The 360-nt window shown below is 29.7% G+C and carries 1 pseudogene; it reads right to left on the bottom strand.

Annotated features, from left to right (window positions below):
- Positions 1-154 precede the first annotated feature (154 nt).
- Positions 155-360, bottom strand: a pseudogene (locus tag J582_RS27060) (GNAT family N-acetyltransferase); the annotation flags it as partial.

Here is a 360-nt window from a genome sequence, read left to right as displayed (position 1 = left end):
ATGTTATATCCTTATTAGATTTGGAATGATTCTGAATCATTATAGGCTTGTCTAATAAACAGGAAAGTAGAAAAAGTTAAGTAATATAAAAAAATGACAGCTACATCTAAATTAGACTTAGAAAAAAAATAATAAAATTATTAGACCATTCTAACTACCAAACCTCACCCTCTCGCCATTCTGCGCAAATACTATCGCCCTGTGAGCGATACAATAGTAGATCTTTAATAGGAATACTTAAAGGATATAGCATAATTTCATAGTCATCAGTCAGATAAGTAGATGTATCTTGTTTGATGTACAAATCTCCCCACCAAGTAGTCCAACCTAATTTTTTATATTTTTTAACTTTTTCTACTT

Source organism: Acinetobacter sp. 1566109 (assembly GCF_000582255.1).
GTDB lineage: Bacteria > Pseudomonadota > Gammaproteobacteria > Pseudomonadales > Moraxellaceae > Acinetobacter > Acinetobacter nosocomialis.
Note: the sequence above shows the minus strand (reverse complement) of the source record. Positions and strands in the feature narration are given on the sequence as shown.